This is a genomic window from Psychrobacter arcticus 273-4 (assembly GCF_000012305.1).
GTDB lineage: Bacteria > Pseudomonadota > Gammaproteobacteria > Pseudomonadales > Moraxellaceae > Psychrobacter > Psychrobacter arcticus.
In genome coordinates this window covers 2,232,225-2,249,581 of record NC_007204.1, presented here as the reverse complement: position 1 = coordinate 2,249,581, position 17,357 = coordinate 2,232,225, and the positions used below count along the sequence as shown (strand labels likewise).

General features: G+C 42.2%; 16 protein-coding genes and 1 pseudogene. 10 read left to right on the top strand and 7 right to left on the bottom strand.

Annotated features, from left to right (window positions below):
• Positions 1-112: 112 nt before the first annotated feature.
• Positions 113-1,150, bottom strand: coding sequence for a hypothetical protein (locus tag PSYC_RS09470; RefSeq protein WP_227500329.1), 1,038 nt, complete (start codon positions 1,148-1,150; stop codon positions 113-115).
• A gap of 131 nt (positions 1,151-1,281) precedes the next feature.
• Between PSYC_RS09470 and ccmA the strand changes: the two genes are divergently transcribed.
• The 5 genes from ccmA to ccmE all read left to right on the top strand — a co-directional run bounded on the left by ccmA (position 1,282) and on the right by ccmE (position 4,732).
• Positions 1,282-1,911 (top strand): heme ABC exporter ATP-binding protein CcmA, encoded by a 630-nt coding sequence (ccmA, locus tag PSYC_RS09465; RefSeq protein WP_011281088.1) that lies wholly within the window; start codon positions 1,282-1,284, stop codon positions 1,909-1,911.
• A 148-nt stretch (positions 1,912-2,059) separates the two neighbouring features.
• A complete protein-coding gene (locus tag PSYC_RS09460) occupies positions 2,060-2,716 on the top strand; it encodes a heme exporter protein CcmB (RefSeq protein WP_041758057.1) in 657 nt (218 codons plus the stop codon).
• Positions 2,717-2,946: 230 nt separating this feature from the next.
• Positions 2,947-3,735 (top strand): heme ABC transporter permease CcmC, encoded by a 789-nt coding sequence (gene ccmC / locus PSYC_RS09455; RefSeq protein ID WP_011281086.1) that lies wholly within the window; start codon positions 2,947-2,949, stop codon positions 3,733-3,735.
• 35 nt (positions 3,736-3,770) lie between these two features.
• Entirely contained in the window at positions 3,771-3,992 is a 222-nt protein-coding gene (ccmD, locus tag PSYC_RS09450; protein WP_041757774.1) for a heme exporter protein CcmD, read from the top strand.
• Positions 3,993-4,231: 239 nt separating this feature from the next.
• Positions 4,232-4,732, top strand: a complete 501-nt coding sequence (gene ccmE / locus PSYC_RS09445; RefSeq protein WP_011281084.1) for a cytochrome c maturation protein CcmE — start codon at positions 4,232-4,234, stop codon at positions 4,730-4,732.
• 152 nt (positions 4,733-4,884) lie between these two features.
• Here the strand turns inward: ccmE and PSYC_RS09440 are convergent, their stop codons facing one another.
• From PSYC_RS09440 to PSYC_RS09415, 6 genes are all read right to left on the bottom strand, one after another.
• The gene (locus PSYC_RS09440; RefSeq protein WP_011281083.1) at positions 4,885-5,838 is read right to left on the bottom strand and encodes a MetQ/NlpA family ABC transporter substrate-binding protein; all 954 of its coding nucleotides are present in this window, start codon (positions 5,836-5,838) and stop codon (positions 4,885-4,887) included.
• A 267-nt stretch (positions 5,839-6,105) separates the two neighbouring features.
• Positions 6,106-6,792, bottom strand: a complete 687-nt coding sequence (locus tag PSYC_RS09435) for a methionine ABC transporter permease (RefSeq protein WP_011281082.1) — start codon at positions 6,790-6,792, stop codon at positions 6,106-6,108.
• Between the two features lie 19 nt (positions 6,793-6,811).
• Positions 6,812-7,582 (bottom strand): methionine ABC transporter ATP-binding protein, encoded by a 771-nt coding sequence (locus PSYC_RS09430; protein WP_011281081.1) that lies wholly within the window; start codon positions 7,580-7,582, stop codon positions 6,812-6,814.
• A 314-nt stretch (positions 7,583-7,896) separates the two neighbouring features.
• A complete protein-coding gene (locus PSYC_RS09425; protein ID WP_011281080.1) occupies positions 7,897-10,008 on the bottom strand; it encodes a sensor histidine kinase in 2,112 nt (703 codons plus the stop codon).
• A gap of 137 nt (positions 10,009-10,145) precedes the next feature.
• Positions 10,146-10,868: a response regulator transcription factor gene (locus PSYC_RS09420; protein ID WP_011281079.1), complete on the bottom strand. Its 723-nt coding sequence runs from the start codon at positions 10,866-10,868 to the stop codon at positions 10,146-10,148.
• 283 nt (positions 10,869-11,151) lie between these two features.
• On the bottom strand, positions 11,152-12,270 hold the full coding sequence (locus tag PSYC_RS09415; protein ID WP_011281078.1) for an efflux RND transporter periplasmic adaptor subunit: 1,119 nt from the start codon (positions 12,268-12,270) through the stop codon (positions 11,152-11,154).
• Between the two features lie 878 nt (positions 12,271-13,148).
• Between PSYC_RS09415 and pilG the strand changes: the two genes are divergently transcribed.
• The 5 genes and pseudogenes from pilG to PSYC_RS09390 all read left to right on the top strand — a co-directional run bounded on the left by pilG (position 13,149) and on the right by PSYC_RS09390 (position 17,334).
• On the top strand, positions 13,149-13,526 hold the full coding sequence (gene pilG, locus PSYC_RS09410; protein ID WP_011281077.1) for a twitching motility response regulator PilG: 378 nt from the start codon (positions 13,149-13,151) through the stop codon (positions 13,524-13,526).
• Between the two features lie 177 nt (positions 13,527-13,703).
• Positions 13,704-14,066 (top strand): response regulator, encoded by a 363-nt coding sequence (locus PSYC_RS09405; protein ID WP_011281076.1) that lies wholly within the window; start codon positions 13,704-13,706, stop codon positions 14,064-14,066.
• Between the two features lie 3 nt (positions 14,067-14,069).
• Complete coding sequence (locus PSYC_RS09400) at positions 14,070-14,600, top strand: chemotaxis protein CheW (protein ID WP_011281075.1); 531 nt, start codon at positions 14,070-14,072, stop codon at positions 14,598-14,600.
• Between the two features lie 545 nt (positions 14,601-15,145).
• A pseudogene (locus PSYC_RS09395) lies at positions 15,146-16,138 on the top strand (methyl-accepting chemotaxis protein); the annotation flags it as partial.
• Between the two features lie 206 nt (positions 16,139-16,344).
• The gene (locus PSYC_RS09390; protein WP_041757772.1) at positions 16,345-17,334 is read left to right on the top strand and encodes a CheR family methyltransferase; all 990 of its coding nucleotides are present in this window, start codon (positions 16,345-16,347) and stop codon (positions 17,332-17,334) included.
• Positions 17,335-17,357: the final 23 nt, after the last annotated feature.

Below are 17,357 nucleotides of genomic sequence, written 5' to 3'. Positions count from 1 at the left end.
TGTAAATTTTTTGCAGCCTCTGTCTGCGCAGGCACAGCACGCCAGAAAAATTTACACCAGTGCCGCGTCAAAACATGATGTATCTACTTTATTTGGAATCGACTATAGTAAATTAATGGTTGTTAAAACCCAAATTGTCTGTGATATTGGGCTGGCTATAAAACGCCTGTAGCATCTCACGGATATGTGCCGTCAACCAAGTGCTATCAAGTGCATCATTAATGACAGGCAAGAGAGCCTGATTCAATTGCGCCATTGCTTGCTCGTCGATATGTAAGCTTGCTGCCACACTTGCTATGGTATCGGACTGATGATTGCGATACCAGGTATCGACGCCTGCTGCCACGAGACTGTGCAAATAAGGGGACATGCGCAAGCGGTTATAGCTTTGTTGAATACTGGCTTCGATATGATCGATACTGCTATTGTCAGGCTCATCACGTAGATAGGTTTGGATATGGCTAATCGGTTGTTCTTTAATCCGTGCCCAACCGGTGACCAATAATCGCGCGACCTCTTCATTGGATAAATGCTCTTGCGCATTAGCTTCGGCTCGACGCGCCAAATCTTTAATATTGCGATGCAAGTACGTCTGCAATTTTTCATCAAGGTTTCTGTTCGTTGCTTTTTCAAATGAGCTGCGTCCAAGCTTCATCAGTTTGCCAACACCACCTGCTTTGTCTAGCGTATTTTCCATAAAATCGTTGATGGCGTGATATAGCGTCTGGGTCAACAAATCTGCAAATGTCTCGTTGCCAACCAATGTATGAATCAATATATTGCGCTGCTGCTCATGGCTGCCGACATAGTCCGCTAGCGTTGCAACTTGCGTATCATCGACAAGCTCTGATAACGGCACATTGTCATTGGCTGGGTGATAGATAAGGCTATGCAAGATATCGCGGATATCGGCACGCATTACCTCGCTGAGTGGATGGTCTAGTAGCCAATCGTTAAGCAGGCGTTGCAAATCATTGCTACTGATATATTTAGACAATGGCTGCGCACCAAGCCATTGCCAAGCCTCCATGCTGAGCGGTTCAGCTTGCTTACGTAACCAGTGCTGCACAAACGTGACTTGTGCCTCAATTAAGCTATCTATCGTTAGCATGGGCGTGTCTAGGTTTTGAATATCTTTTGGAGTCTGCATAAGTTTTGAGGTCATAGTAATCGACAATTTGTTATACTGTGTGGTTATGGGGCATAAAGTATTATGCCACGAACATCGTCTTTGTTTGTGATGAATATTGACTGCTGCTCAATAAATAATGAGAGGTTGTAATGACGGCTTTGAATATCGCCTTACTTACGCTTGATGAGCTGACGGTTCAGCGTGGTGAAACTCCTTTATGTGAAGGGCTTGCGCTCAATTTGTCTGAAGGTAGCATTTGCCATTTGATAGGTGCAAATGGTACTGGCAAGACGACGTTACTCATGCAGCTGGCTGGATTATTACCAGTGCTAACAGGTGAGGTTTATTATCAAGGGGTAGTCAGTTTACCGATGCAGCCTTTGTATGTCTCGCATCAATTGGGCATTCATCCCAATCTCACTGTCGCTCAAAACCTCACTTTTTTGCTTAATTTATATGGTATCACACCAAGCACTGCTGATATTGATGACGCCCTTGCTTGGGTAGGATTACAAGGATTTGAGACCATAAGCTCAAGCCATTTATCCGCTGGGCAAACCCGCCGTATCACTCTTGCACGATTATATTTATTGACGCCTGAAGTAACGCCATTATGGCTACTTGATGAGCCATTTACCGCGCTCGATGTCGATATGGTAGCGCGAATGGAAGACAGATTGCGCGATTTTGCCAATGAGGGCGGTGCGATATTAATGACCAGTCATCAAGCCGTTGAGGTTGCCAATCAGGTGCTCGATTTATCTGATTATATGGTATAAATAGCATCGATTTAAGTGCGATAAGCATCGATTTAAGTACGATAAGCATCAGGTGAAGAGCAAATAAATGATAGACACCAACAGTCCAGTACAAGCAGTGAATACACGCTCAAATGCTAATGCCTCTGCTGTGCGCGGTATCAGCTTTATGCAGCTGTGGCGCCGTGAATGGCAGGTTAAGCAGCAAGGGGCTGTGCAGTGGTTGTATCCGCTGGTGCTGTTTTTGGTGATTATTACCTTGTTTCCGCTAGCAGTTGGGAGTGAGCCTGCATTATTACAACGCCTTGGCGTATCAGCGGTATGGATTGCAGCTTTATTATCACTGGTGATGGGCGTCGATGGTTTATTTAAACCTGCCCTTGATAATGGCACCTTAGCACAATTGGTCGTCGCCAATGCCTCGCTACCGCTATGGGTGCTGATTCGTTTGGTGATTCACTGGATTTTTAGTAGTGGTATTGTGGCGGCATTAAGTTTGCTTGCTGTGCCTTTATTTCAGCTAAGTTGGTTTGAGGCTTGGATATTGATGGCGTCTATTGTCACTGGTAGTCCGATGCTGCTCATGCTATCAGCGGTTGCTAGCAGTTTGACGCTATCGCTCAAAAATGGCGCTGTACTGGTGCCTTTAATCGCTTTGCCGATGCAGTTGCCGGTATTGATTTTTGCCACCGGTGCGGTTGATTTATTTGCCACCGGTCTGAACGGGTTGCCTATTTTGGCGCTATTGCTGGCAGGTAGTATTATTTCAGTGTTGGTGATGCCATGGGTGATTGCCATGACGTTGAAAATGTCGTGGCTAAATTAAAAACTGATACTGGCAGGTTGTTCCTTCTGTTATTAAAGCGTTTTATATTAACAATTAAAGCGCTTTATATTAACAACATGATGAAAACGGGCAACTTTGCTATAATAGTCTATCAAACAAACACTCACGTGTAGATTCTATCCAGCGTTTAACGCCAGCAGGTTAGCGGGTAATTGTATGAATCATGCGTTTTACTCGATAATCACCAGCTGCGTAATAGGTTTATGTCCATGCCCAACCTAAATAATGTCTCATCTCCTAGCCTGTGGCAACGCATTTGGCAAATTTTCTTGACCACGGTAGGTACCAAGGAGTTCTTTCGCATCTTCTCGCCTTGGGTCAAGTGGCTTGCGATACTAGCAAGCCTTTGCCTGCTGATCGGCAGTATTTGGGGTCTTGCTTTTGCGCCGCCTGATTACTTGCAAGGCAATAGTTACCGTATTATCTTTATCCATGTACCAGCGGCCAGCCTTGCTATTTCCATCTATTTTTCCTTAGCGGTGCTCGGAGTGATTTATTTGGTCTGGAAAATTAAGACAGCAAGCCTTGTGGCGCAGGCACTTGCCCCTCTAGGGTTTTTATTATGCGTGATTAGTTTATTGACTGGCTCTATTTGGGCAAAACCCACGTGGGGCACCTACTGGGTTTGGGATGCACGCCTGACATCGATGCTGATTTTGGCGTTTTTATATGCAGGCGTGATGGCGTTATTTGCAGCCTTTGAACACACGGCAAATCGCGGTAAAGCGGCGGCTATTTTATCTATCGTTGGTGCGGTGAATCTACCGATTATCAAATATTCAGTACAGTGGTGGAATACCTTGCATCAAGGCTCGACCTTTACCTTGACTGCTGCACCTAAGATGTCAGCAGATATGTGGCTGCCATTATTATTGATGATTATCGGTAGTTATCTACTGGTTGCGACTTTAGCGATTTACCGTACTAATACCCTGATTTTGCATCGTGACCAAGGTAAAGCGTGGGTGAAAGAATACATTCGCGGACAAGCCAAATGAACGTCGTCAAACCAAATAACGACTAGGAAAATATGATGCAGCCTTACTTCTATAGTTTTTCTGAGTTTATCGCCATGGGTAAGCATGGGGTGTTTGTCTGGTCATGCTGGGCAATTACCGTTGGCATGATGCTGATTTTTGTCCTCTATAGCCGCCGGCAGCGACAAGCGCTTATCAAGCAACTGGCGATTCAGCAAGCTCGTCAGGCACAGCGCACGACCAAAATTCCAACACCTGTGACCAAAGATACTCATTAAAAATTATTTATATATTAGATCTTTAGTGTCTAAATTCGTCATATGTCACTGAGACATAATTGAGCCGATAAAAGGTTTTGGCCGTATTGAGTTATATGAAAAATGCTACCATATAGCTATTAGAAGAGTACGATTAGAAAGACATTTTTAGGACGTTTTTCTAATGGTAGTTTCTTTAATATTTTCTGTTTTACAGATAGATAGGATGTAAAACAGCGACTCATCAATGAGGTAGTAGTATGAACGCAGTTCGTCGCAAAAAACTAATGTGGGTTATGTTTACCCTTGCAGGAGCAGTGATAGCTGTGGCGTTGGTTATTTATGCTATTGGGAAACAAACCGATTACTATTTTGACGCGACCGCCATAGCGCAAGGTGAAGCACCACAAGACAAACGTATTCGTGCTGGTGGCATGGTGGTAGCAGGCAGTGTACAGCGCGCGCCAAACGACCCGTTGAGCGTTGAATTTGCCATCACAGACTTTCAATCGACCGTGCCGGTCACTTATCAAGGTATCTTGCCAGACTTATTCGCTGAAAACTCAGGGGTAGTGGCGACAGGTAAAATGCAAGGTGATATTTTTGTCGCAGGTGAGGTATTAGCAAAGCATGATGAAAATTATATGCCACCAGAGGTTGCAAAATCGATGAAAGAGAACAATCGCAGTGGCGCAGTACCGTCTTCTGAACAATATAATCCAGCTGAAAAGCTTCATGAGACTAAAACTTTGCAGCAGTAAGGATTGTTATATTTCAGGACGGGACAATTACTAAAATACAGACCAAAAAAAGCCCATTATTTAACAATAATGGGCTTTTTCTTCTCACTCAAAAAGATTCATTTAAATAAATGAATCGTATTAAAGCTATCAACTAGTAATGATTGTTTTTACTACTTAGCAGGCGCTTCTGCAGGTGTCGTATTTGCAGCATCAGTACCCCAAATTTTTGGATATTTGTAACCTGGGAAGCTGTCATGAGCATACTTTTTAAAGGCATCTGAGTTATAAGCGTTGGTCACGTCTTTCACCCATTTTTTGTCTTTATCAGCAGTCTTGATGGCTGACCAATTCACATAAGCAAAGCTTGGCTCTTGGAATAGTGCTTCAGTCAGTTTGATGCCAGAGTCTGTAGCGTAGTTACCATTGATAATGGCAAAATCTACTTCATCACGAGCACGCGGTAACTGCGCCGCTTCTAGTTCAACAATTTTGATGTCGTATTTGCTGTTATCAGCAATGTCAGTTTTTGAAGCGGTCAATGGATCGATATTGTCTTTTAGTGTAATCCAGCCAAGCTCATTCATCATTACTAATGCGCGAGCAAAGTTACTTGGATCATTAGGTGCAGAGACGCTCATGCCTTTATAGACTTCTTCGATTTTGGTTTTTTTACCTGCGTAAACACCTAATGGGGCAGTAGGTACTTGAAAGACTTCTACCAAATCAAGGTTGTTTTCTTTTTTGAAGGTATCTAGATATGGCTTATGTTGGAAGATGTTGATGTCTAAGTCGCCATCTGCCAAAGCAACGTTTGGACGCACGTAATCAGTAAAGGTTACCAGCTCAACTTCGTAGCCTTGTGCTTCTAACGAACCTTTTACTTGATTGCGAACCATATCGGCAAAGTCACCTTCGGTCGTACCGATGACGATTTTGCTGTGTTCAGGATCAATGTCACTGGTCGCAGTAGCTTCTGTATTCGTAGTTTCGGTTGCGCCTTCAGTGACTGGCTCTTTAGTGGCTTCTGGTGCTGATGAATTGTTGCAACCGACCAATACGAGACCTGATACGCCAACAGCAGCAAAGGCAGTCGCTACTTGACGGCTGATATCTGTTAATTTCATGGAATTTCCTTAATAAGGGTAGGGATCAAAGGATAAAATACTGAGACTAAAAACAGGATTAAAAAAACTGCATTAAAAAAGCAACATTATGAATAGTAATGCTGCTAAGTTAACGAGTGTTAAGATAGTATCAAAATTAACGGGAATCAGTTACAAAGTCAAGCATTTGCTTGGGGTGAATAAGCATTAGACCCTGAGCATTATTCATATCAAGCATTATTCAATCATCAATATCTCATTTCAATGAGCCAAGTGATCGCGGTTTTTTTAACGCTTATCCAATCGAGTCGCTACCCAATTGCCTAGGGCTTGAATACCGATGACCATGATTGATAGCATAATGACGATGAATACCATTACCTCAGTCTGATAACGGTAATAGCCATAACGAATCGCCAAATCGCCTAAACCGCCACCACCGATCATGCCAGCTGCTGCTGAAAAAGAGAGCAAGCTGATACAAAGGATGGTCACAGACAAGACCAAGCCAGATCGTGCTTCATTGAGCAGTACTTTGATGATGGTAAAGGGTCTTGCACCCATCGATTCGGTCGCTTCAATAATACCGCGAGGCACTTCACGCAAGTTTTGTTCAACCAAGCGCGCAAAGTAAAACGAGCCAGCAATCGCAAGCACCAATGAGGCTGCAATAGGACCAATACCAGTACCGACGATAGCTTTGGTAAAGGGACTCATGGCAATCATCAAAATCACGAATGGGAAAGCACGCATAAAGTTCGTGATGCCACCAAGTACAGCATAGAGCGTTTTATTTTGCAAAAACTGCCGATCACTGGATAAAAATAAGAAGATGCCAAACAGACCACCGATCAGGATGGCAACTGTCGTTGAAATACCAAGCATAATAAAAGTATCTAAAAACGCCTGCCAAATCTCTTTACGCAGCACGAGTAGCTTGTCTATCGAGGCGGATAATTCTGCACCGGTTATCATGTCTATTTCTCCTGCCTCATTAGTCTTCGTGGACTAAGCCTTTGCCAATTGGGGTGGTGGCCTGAATGAGACCGTCGCGGATGTCTGCGACCTCGAGCAATTGTCCTTGATGTAACAATGCAGCGCGGTCACATAGTCTGCGAATGACGCTCATCTCATGCGTCACAATGACGATAGTGACGCCAAGCTGCTCATTAATTTCACGTAAACAGGTTAATAAACTGCGTGTAGTTGCAGGGTCAAGCGCACTGGTCGGCTCATCAGCAAGGAGCACTTTGGGACTTGGTGCGATTGCACGGGCGATACCAACGCGCTGTTTTTGTCCGCCTGACAACTGCGCAGGATAGTGACCGGCGCGGTCAGTTAAGTCAACGATTTCTAGACAATCCATGACGCGCTTATGAATATCAGCGCGAGGGTAGCCTGCAACCGTTAAATTAAAGGCAACATTATCAAAGACGGTACGGTTAGACATCAGATTAAATTGCTGAAAAATCATACCGATATTGTGACGCGCAATACGCAAGTCACTGGCAGACAGAGAAGTCAGGTCTGTACCATCGATAATCACTTGACCTGAATCAGGACGCTCAAGCAAATTAATCAAGCGTAAAAGCGTTGACTTACCCGCACCTGAATAGCCCATCAAGCCAAAAATCTCACCTTGCTGGACAGTTAGTGACGTCGGCTCGACAGCAGTAAACCAATGTGGCTTGCCGTCTTTATCTTTTATAGACCGGTCACTTAAAAAACTTTTGGTCACATCGTTTAAGACAATCATGTCACTCATGGAAGGCTCAAAATTTAATAAATGTTTTAGTGGTTATGAAGTGGTCGTCGTCTCTCTGGCTGCTTAACAGCTGAGTTAAAAACAACATTCAATAACCCCATAATAAGGGGCGTTAATATAGCATATTATGCAAGATTTTGGATATGGTCATCCGTGATTGACTGACAACTCAGTTCAGTCGATATTAAGATGTGCAGAATGAAAATGGATAAGGCTTAAATTGTTAACACTAGCATGCGCTTTGCAGGGATACTATTTAAAAATAGCGTATAAAAGGTTATTCGCTACTCTTCGCTATAATATACCAATATTAGTTACAAGTTGTCATGATGATTATAGTGAGGATCAAGTTTGACAGGTAACACCACCAAAAATCGCGTATGACCATTAATAGTGTCAGTGGTGATTCTTCCTTGATGGGCGGTGACGATTTGTGAAACCAAGGACAAACCAAGACCTGAGCCTTTATTTTTTTGCTGTAAGCGTACAAAGGGGCTGAAAACTGCTTCACGTTTATTTTCAGGGATGCCATCACCCTCATCAATTACTACCAATACCACATACTTCGGAAGCGGACGTGTTGGCTCTGGTTTAGATTTTTTGATATGTTTGCTAAATAGGCTTTCTTTACGGGTAGTATTCGAAGTTTCAGGACTTTCTTTATTGATTTCTTTATTGATTGCTTTATCGCTTTCTTTTATCGCAACATCACTATTTTTATTAACTTTATTGGCATCCTCTTTATTACTATTTATAGCGTTGTTATCAAGAGTGTCTTCAGGAGTATAGTCGGAAGTTTCAGAGGACTGTTGCTTCTCAGGCACAGCTCGCCACATGACCTTCTTCAGCTTATCGGTTAAATCTGATGTAAAACTATGATAGTTAGCAAATAATGCGGAATTACTAACCTTTTCAAGTGTTTCGCTCGTATTGATAGGCTCTACTTGGTCTAAAGTGGCGCTATTGCTCTCTTGATTTACAATATTGTCAGAGTCATTATCAGGGCTAAGCTCAGCATCAACCACCACATTTTCACCATTTTGATAAATAGGCGGTGCCGGTAATGTAAATACAGAATCACTATTTGCTGCTTTTGGCTTTGGAGGCGCTGCGCTAATAGCATCATTTAGCTGTGATACCGTATCTTGCTTATGATCAAGCTGATTTAAGCGCTGAGATGCTTCATTAGAATAAAAGTCTGAGCTGTTATAGTCTACAAAGCTACTGCATAAAACTGTCTGCAATAAAAAATCAGGAATATCTTCAGCTTCTTCAAGGGTTTGCACGCCATATAGCAATACAGTTACCGGTGGTTTCCCATGCAGCATAGCATTGGTTAATAGGTTGCGAATTAAATGGGTGAGCATCGATGATTGACCGTCAATCACGATATGCTCGCCAATCAACGTTGCTTCAGGATAATGTTGGCGTTCTTGATTCACCAAATCGTATAAGTCTAAATGTTCAACTTGCTGTAACGCATGACCAGCATCCAAGCGGCTCACTAGTAAAATACTTTCGACCAAATCATTGAGCCCTGAGAGGTCACGATTGATGGCTTGAGCGCGCTTATCAAACTTGGCTTTGTTGTCACTTGGCAGTGGGCCTGTCAGCATGTCCATCATCTCAATCTGTAAGCGGATACGTGTGATGGGCGTACGCAGCTCATGAGAGGCATGTGCAAGTAATAAATTATTGGCATCAATAAGGTGCTCAATCTTTTGTGCCGCTTGGTTGAATCCACGTGCCAGTGAGGCGATTTCATCATTGCCACGCGCATTCACCCGTACTGTAAAGTCACCATCGCCGAGCTGAGTCATCTGTAGACTCATCTGATTGATACGCCAAGTAATAGTACGAGCAATCCACCAGAGGACGCCCGCCATAATGAGTAGCAATAAAAGCGTACCGGTAAATAAATTAAGCGCTGCAGAGAGTACCGGTTTTTTGGGTGGTAAGCGTGATTCATACAATAGCGTATAGCCGGTACTACTATAGACTTGTACTTGCTTGGTTGGCGACGTTTCTGCAAAAGACGGGAAAACACGCGAAAATAGAGAAGGCGGGGCAGGAAGCTCTAGCGGCAAATCGCTATTATCCGTTTGCATCAGCAGATGACCTTCGCTGTCATATAAGCCCATCTTTGCCTGCAATGACTCATCAAAAATTTCAAAGCTCTTTCTGATCACAGCCAACATAAAGCGTGATTGTAAGCGGTTTTCCTTGCTAACCGTGATATTTAGCTCATGCAAAAAAGGATCGATTTGTCCTAAAATTTGCGTTGCTAATACCTCTGAGCGAATGCCCGCATCCTTATCATGTACAAGCTGCGTCAATAATACCATCGCAACAGCAAACAAGATAAGTGCCAGCATGACACTGGCAAATAGCTTGGAAAATACGGAACGAAAACCCAATTGCTGCATCAAATTATCTCTATTATCAAATGCTTATGCCACTTTATATGGTCAAACATAAAAGGGGTTATCATACGTATGATACCCCTTTTAATGAACCGTTTTAAAGCATTTTGACGGTTTATTTACCAACAGTTTGCAACTGACTACACTTGGTCAGTGGCAAACTGATAACCAACGCCGCGCACTGTAATAATACGCTTTGGCTGACGTGGATTATCTTCAATTAAAGCACGCAGACGTGAAATGTGCACATCAATTGCGCGATCGATATTGTCTGAGCTGTCATCATTTGGCATGGCTTGCCACAATTGCTCGCGATTTAGTACTTTGCCAGAATGAGTGGCAAAATAATGCAACAATTGGAACTGATGTGTTGTCAAGCGTACGGGCAAATCATCGATAGTCACTTCATGACTGTCAGGGAACACGCTCAATCTACCGAAAGTTAAGCTGTCTGATTGACTGTCAGCTTGATTCGGCTGCTCATGGCGACGAATAACCGCACGAATACGGGCTAACAATTCACGCGGTTCAAACGGTTTGGCAATATAGTCATCAGCGCCCATCTCAAGACCTAATACACGGTCTGTAGTATCGCCTTTTGCCGTCAACATAATAATCGGCACTTTATTGGTCATATTGTTTTTATTGCCACGTATTTTTTGGCAAACCTGCATACCATCCATATCGGGTAGCATAAGGTCGAGTACTACCAAGTCAATATCACGCTCTTTAGTGTTCAATAAATCCAGACCTTCTTGACCAAGACCTGCATGATGTACATCATAATAATTCATGGTCAGATAATCACTGATTAACTCTGCTAAATCTGGATCATCTTCAATTAATAAAATCTGCTTACTCATAATGTTTCCTCTAGTTGTTGTTATAGTTTGTCTTAATGCACTTTCTAAATTTACAAAAGTGGCGTCTGCCCTTAGTTTTCAATTATCCCAAATGCTTATATTACAACCATCTAAGATACAAGCCATTTACAGCGATCTAAGATAGAAGCCATGCTTTACTGTTATTTAATAAAAGAATGCAATTCGTACTGTCCATAATACGCTATATTGCCTAAGCAGGATGTTATTAAACAAGGCGTGCTTTGTTAATGTTTCTACACAATGTAACTGCGTGACTTTGTGCTTAAGATACCACCACTTTTTTGCCTTTAGATTCAATGGGTAAGTTTGCCAAACAAATCAAACTGTCACTACTGATGCCAGCGATTAAATATTGTTTGGTCAGTGGATCGTATTCAATAACTTCAATAGGCTGGCGGGTTAAGCGCTGATCTTGTCCTATAATCCAAATATTGGCAGTCAAAGAACGCAGCGGTTTATAAGGCGGCACCTGTATTTGTGTCAAATCGACATTATGCAGGGCATTTTTAGGCACGATAGTACCCACTTCTATCTGCCCATAGTCAACCCGACCGGTGACTTGCATACCAGGCGCTAGCTGATTGCGACTGACTTCATTGTTGATTACATTCACATAAACCAAAAGTTGTATTGGTTGTTTTAGCGCCTGTACTTTACTGACCTGACCAGTAAACTTATCCACTCTATCTTCGGCGGTGAAGTTGACGGTTTGACCGACAGAGATTTGCGATTCGGCTTCAATCGGTAAGGTCGAGATGAAATGCAATTCAGTTGCATCACTTAGCTTCAATAACGCTGTTTGAGCCTCTATCTTTTGTCCGGCTTGCACCGACAGATTCTCTACGCGCCCTGAAAAACGGGCACGTAATGTTATCAAGTCAGAGGTCTGGCTGGTATTGTCCGAAGCGCTAGCCCTATCGATATTGCTGGCGGTTGTATTTAAACTGGCATCCACATCAGTTGCGGGGTCATCTGACATTGTCGGTTTGTTGAAAATTTCCTGACGTCGAACCGTGAGTAGCGGCGTACCTTTTTTCACCCATTGGTTTTCACTTACCAATACTTGCTCTACCGTCAGCGGCTGCCCAGCCACAAGGTTGATTTGTTTGATAGAATCGATACGACCTTGTAAGCCAAGGCTTGGCTGATAACGGGTTGGCTTTATACTTAAAATATGATCAGGTGTGATGGTGACACTATCCGCGCTAATAAGCGGCATATCAACCATCTCATTATTTTCGCTAGTTAAGGCTTCAGTGGGAGACGTTGGCTGGCAGGCAATAATAAGTAGGGCGCTCAATAAATAGGCGCTATTTTTTAACGGCGCAGTCCGTAAGCATATAAAACGCATGTCATGCAGCGAGCTCATAGAAAATATCATACCAATCACCATCATAAACGTCTTTTTATTATATAGTGAATTACGGGTATGGGAAATGGCTACACTGTATTGTATTTAACTGGCTTTTTATAAGTGCTATAGTCGGTGAAAAGTAATATCGATACAACACGTACTACTGGTGCAAATTTTTCTTGCTTGCTGTGCCTACGCAGACAGAGGCTGCAAAAAATTTACACCAGCAATACGGTAGCGACTTTAAAGTATTTCAACTATAGAGGGGCTGCATTTATAATGCCGCTCTTATATAGATAATATTCGTTAAGCGCCTGAATTTACAAAATTAATTTGAACATAATTTTACTAACTACTAACTACTAACTACTAACTACTAACTACTAACTACTAACTACTAACTACTAACTACTAACTACTAACTACTAACTACTAACTACTAACTACTAACTACTAACTACTAACTACTAACTACTAACTACTAACTACTAACTACTAACTACTAACTACTAACTACTAACTACTAACTACTAACTACTAACTACTAATTAATGGTTGGCAACTGTGCTAAAACAAATAGATAAAAATATATTGATATATTTTTATCACAAAGGTAAATTATTCGGTAAGATGATAGCTGGTTCTGTATAGTGGCTACGATTGAATAGACGACATTTACTAACGATGCTATGTATTTGCGACTTGGTTTATTTTATCGGTTTTCAGTATAATGGGTTTTTTGATGAGACTAAATATTTAACTGTTTTTATAGCAAGCGATATTGAGTAAGAGATGCTCGTTTATTGACAGAGCATTATGAGTAAACAGCACTACGCATAATACGCATAAATAGCATTGTGAACATACCGCATGGTGAATAAATAGTCGTTAAGAGGACAATGAGAATGCAAAATAATTTTGATGGTTTAAAAGTGATGGTTATTGATGATTCAAAAACCATTCGCCGTACCGCAGAAACCTTGCTGCAAAAAGCTGGCTGCGAAGTTGTAACTGCCATTGATGGGTTTGATGCCTTGGCTAAAATTGTCGATCATAATCCAGATATTATTTTTGTGGATATCATGATGCCGCGTTTGGATGGTTATCAGACGTGTGCTTTGATTAAGAATAATCCTGACTATGCCAGCAAGCCTGTCATTATGTTGTCATCTAAAGATGGTTTATTTGATAAAGCACGTGGACGCATTGTGGGTTCTGATGAGTATCTGACCAAACCGTTTAGTAAGGATGAGCTTTTTGAGGCGATTAATAAGTATCGTTAATCTTTGAAATAATCATAAAAATTGGTCAAGAATTTTTCATATAGCGATACATTTAACGATAAAGTATTTTTGTCACAATTAGCAATATACATTTAGTTCCGCATAAAAATATTACTTCAATCAGTTTGTTTTAACACTATATTCAAACAGATATCATTGAAAATAAAGGAAATAACCATGATTACTGTATTAGTCATTGAGGATTCATTATCAGAGATGGCGAAATTTCGTGACATGCTTTCTAAAAATAACTATCAAGTATTGGAAGCAACCAATGGTAAACAAGGTTGCCAGATGGCCATTGCTCATCTGCCAGACGTCATTTTGATGGATGTGGTCATGCCTGAAATGAATGGTTTTCAGGCAACTCGTAAAATTACTCGTGACGAGGTAACAGCACATATTCCTATCATTATGATCAGTACTAAAAATCAAGAAACCGATCGTGTATGGGGCAAGCGTCAAGGCGCAAAAGAGTATCTTACCAAGCCTGTTAATGAAAGCGATCTGGTCCAGACAATTTGTAAAGTAATGGAGTAGCTTGTGGCATCGAGAGGATTTGTTGAGCTTCTGCGTATAGCAGATATGGCACGTTCGCGTAAAAGTGGATCCCGCGGTGGACAAAAATTTGACTGGCAAGGAATAGTATTTGAGATTGGCGGTCAACGCTTGGTTGCGCCAATGGGTCAAGTAGCAGAAGTATTATCCATGCCAGAGTATACCAGCGTGCCCTTAGTAAAGCCTTGGATGCTTGGTATCGCCAATATTCGCGGGCGTTTACTGCCGTTGACCGATTTGTCTCGATTTTTACAAGTGCCCAGTCGGTTATCGCAAATGAGCCAGTGCAAAGTCATGGTCATCGACCATAATAATGTATTTTCAGGGTTGCTTGTTGATCAAGTGCTCGGTATCGAACAGTTTACTCAAGACCAATATCGTCCAGAAGCAATGGAGCCGAATTCGCCATTTGCGCCTTATAACCATGGCAAGTTTTTCAAAGATGAACAAGATTGGTATGTGTTTATGCCAAGCTTGCTGACACAGGATTTACAGTATACCGATGCTGCAATATAACTGTTTTTAATGACCCGTCATGTTTGATCATTAGGTGTTCATTAAAATGATGTCAGAAGAATTATAGCTGAGATGATCCGGTGGTGTGTCAGCATTCATACAGGCTTTGTCCATCACTGTTGTTTTTGATAACACTATGATTTCAGAGTCAATCACAATAAGACTTTGACGATTGTTTGAAAGGAATAAGTACGATGAGTGATGTTATAAAAAATCTTGTCGCTGGTGCAAATAAAACCACGACTGAGGAGAGTCGTAAATGGAAGCTCTTACTAGAGCTTTGTGTGCTGGTAAATGTCCTTTGTCTTTTTTGGCTGATTAGATCCTTATCAGTAATCGATCACGATCACTATATAAATGAGTTCAGCCAATTAATCGTAGTGCCAGTGCTTGTCTTTGTACTGAGTATATTGGGTATTTTATTTGCCTTATACCAAATACTACAGCAGCGCGCTGCCTCAGAGCGTTTACTGCTCGAAAAAGAGACATTGCGTCGTTGCCAAGAAGTGCAAGCCGAGTCTGAACGTGCGCGGAAAATTCAAGAAGAAAACTCACGTAACCAGATTGCTATTTTGCGCCTACTTGATGAGTTGGGTGATTTGGCAGACGGTGATTTGACGGTCAATGCGACGGTATCAGAAGATTTTACGGGTGCGATTGCCGACTCTGTTAACTTTGCCATTGACCACTTACGCCAATTAGTATTGGTTGTTAATAGTACCGCTGATCGCGTTTCGCAGTCATCACAGAAAACACAGATGGCTGCAGTTGAGCTGGCGGCAGCTTCTGAGCATCAAGCACAAGAAATCGCTGGTGTATCTGCGGCTATTAATGAGATGACGGTATCGATTGACCAAGTTTCTCATAACGCGGCAGAATCTGCAACGGTTGCTCAGCGTTCGGTTGTCATCGCTTATAATGGGGCAGAAGTTGTACAGCGCTCTATCGAAGGTATGAACGTTATCCGTGACCAGATTCAAGAGACATCAAAGCGCATCAAACGCCTTGGTGAGTCTTCGCAAGAGATTGGTGATATCGTTGGTTTGATTAACGATATTGCTGACCAGACCAATGTCCTAGCATTGAACGCGGCAATTCAGGCATCAATGGCAGGTGCAGCAGGACGAGGCTTTGCGGTTGTTGCTGATGAGGTTCAGCGTCTTGCTGAGCGTTCAGCAAATGCAACCAAGCAGATTGAAACGCTGGTAAAAACCATTCAGACAGATACCAGTGAAGCGGTTATGTCGATGGAATCAACGACTTCTGAAGTCGTACGTGGTGCGCGTTTGGCAAAAGATGCGGGTAAAGCACTAGAAGAGGTGCAAACCGTTTCTAATACACTGGCTGATCTGATTCAAAATATTTCAAATGCCGCCCTGCAACAGGCAGAATCGGCAGGTCATATCTCTCATACCATGAATATCATTCAAGATATTACCTCTCAAACGTCTTCTGGCACGATGGAGACAGCACGCTCTATTGGTAATCTTAATGGAGTAGCCATTGCACTACAGGAGTCGGTCGCCGGCTTTAAGGTATCTAGCGATGACGAGCAGTTGGATCATGAAAGCATGGACCATGAATATCTTGATATAGATGAGAGAGTCTCAGACAGTATGTAATAATTGTCGATAGCATTTATGATTTGTTCTATAAGAATGTTAAGCAAATTGCTGCTCTAAACAGATATTATAAAGTTTGCAGCAGCAACATTATTGGAGCAGAAACATTAATAGCAGGTCACATGAAGCATCATATTCAAAAAGACAGTAATATTATTCATATAATTGAAGCTGCAGCAATAGAAAGCTTCATGCAAGATAAGGTAAAAATGATACGGTATGACCATGATTTTGATGCCAGGCAATGGCAACGCTATATAGAGTGTGAGACTGGTTTTATTTTACCCAACATTCAATACAATTGGTTGGAAAACGCGGTCATTCAGACGGCATTGTCTTATGGATTGACTAGCGTCCAGTTGTGGCAGCAGTTGCCGTTTCATGATGAGCTACGCCAGCGTTTGCTTGATAAAGCATTGATTCATGAAAGCCGATTTTTTCGTCACTTGCCTTCTATAGATTTTGTCACAGAATGTGCAGAGCAGCATCAGCGGCGTAAGCTTACAACTGATGATACTAGTGAGATGTTTCGCATATGGAGTGTGGGCTGCGCGAGTGGAGAAGAGACGTGGTCACTGGCAATGAGTTTGGCCGCAAAGCAGTTGAGCAATTATACGATCTTGGGTACTGATGTGAGTCAACAAGTACTAGCAAAGGCGCGCTTGGGTCAATATGACGACGAACAGCAATCATTAATCCCACCATATTGTCAGCAGTTTGTGCAACCATTACAACCAGCAATCATAGATGACGAAGCGAGTGTTGGTAACGCGTATCTAAGCAGAATCAACGTAAGCAGAACCAATGTAAGTAGTAGCTATGCTTACTGGCAGATCACAGCCACGTTAAAATCGCAGGTTCGCTTTGCTTTACACAATATTATGGATGAAAAACCGCCTACCGCGCATTTACAACAAGTGATTGTTTGTCAAAACGTACTGTTATATTTTCGCAAGTTTGACCAGCGTGATATTTTGGCTCGATTATCAAAGCAATGCGCCTTAGGTGGTTATATTATATTGGCTCCAGGCGAGGCGTTATTTTGGCGTCCTTCAAATATGCGCCGTATTGCGCACCCACAGATCAATGCATGGCAAAAAATCAGTACCTAAATTAGCGCCTAAAAGAGTCAGGA

Coding starts and splice junctions, on each gene's coding strand:
- PSYC_RS09470 (WP_227500329.1), bottom strand. CDS start 1,150: ATGCAGACTCCAAAAGATATTCAAAACCTAGACACGCCCATGCTAACG.
- ccmA (WP_011281088.1), top strand. CDS start 1,282: ATGACGGCTTTGAATATCGCCTTACTTACGCTTGATGAGCTGACGGTT.
- PSYC_RS09460 (WP_041758057.1), top strand. CDS start 2,060: ATGCAGCTGTGGCGCCGTGAATGGCAGGTTAAGCAGCAAGGGGCTGTG.
- ccmC (WP_011281086.1), top strand. CDS start 2,947: ATGCCCAACCTAAATAATGTCTCATCTCCTAGCCTGTGGCAACGCATT.
- ccmD (WP_041757774.1), top strand. CDS start 3,771: ATGCAGCCTTACTTCTATAGTTTTTCTGAGTTTATCGCCATGGGTAAG.
- ccmE (WP_011281084.1), top strand. CDS start 4,232: ATGAACGCAGTTCGTCGCAAAAAACTAATGTGGGTTATGTTTACCCTT.
- PSYC_RS09440 (WP_011281083.1), bottom strand. CDS start 5,838: ATGAAATTAACAGATATCAGCCGTCAAGTAGCGACTGCCTTTGCTGCT.
- PSYC_RS09435 (WP_011281082.1), bottom strand. CDS start 6,792: ATGATAACCGGTGCAGAATTATCCGCCTCGATAGACAAGCTACTCGTG.
- PSYC_RS09430 (WP_011281081.1), bottom strand. CDS start 7,582: ATGAGTGACATGATTGTCTTAAACGATGTGACCAAAAGTTTTTTAAGT.
- PSYC_RS09425 (WP_011281080.1), bottom strand. CDS start 10,008: ATGCAGCAATTGGGTTTTCGTTCCGTATTTTCCAAGCTATTTGCCAGT.
- PSYC_RS09420 (WP_011281079.1), bottom strand. CDS start 10,868: ATGAGTAAGCAGATTTTATTAATTGAAGATGATCCAGATTTAGCAGAG.
- PSYC_RS09415 (WP_011281078.1), bottom strand. CDS start 12,270: ATGATATTTTCTATGAGCTCGCTGCATGACATGCGTTTTATATGCTTA.
- pilG (WP_011281077.1), top strand. CDS start 13,149: ATGCAAAATAATTTTGATGGTTTAAAAGTGATGGTTATTGATGATTCA.
- PSYC_RS09405 (WP_011281076.1), top strand. CDS start 13,704: ATGATTACTGTATTAGTCATTGAGGATTCATTATCAGAGATGGCGAAA.
- PSYC_RS09390 (WP_041757772.1), top strand. CDS start 16,345: ATGAAGCATCATATTCAAAAAGACAGTAATATTATTCATATAATTGAA.